General features: G+C 59.9%; 1 protein-coding gene. It reads right to left on the minus strand.

Translation table 11 applies throughout. The features are described from left to right. Positions 1–212, minus strand: a 212-nt coding sequence (locus G9G54_RS25170) for an AMP-binding protein (RefSeq protein WP_165179980.1), incomplete at both ends; no start/stop codon positions are given.

Here is a 212-nt window from a genome sequence, read left to right on the forward strand (position 1 = left end):
TTGGCCACGAATTTCTCGGCTGTCAGGTCCGCACGGTTCAAGTATCCCCGTGCTACCCCGGCTCCGCCGATGCACAGCTCGCCCAGTACGCCGATCGGCACCGGATTCAACTGGCTGTCCACAATGTAGAAGCGTGCGTTCAGCCACGCCTGGCCAATCGGCACATTGCCGCTGCTTGGCAGCTTCGACAATTCTTCGTCGTAGAAGCTGGA

It is taken from the genome of Paenibacillus sp. EKM212P, assembly GCF_011066115.1.
Classification (GTDB): Bacteria; Bacillota; Bacilli; order Paenibacillales; family Paenibacillaceae; genus Paenibacillus; species Paenibacillus polymyxa_B.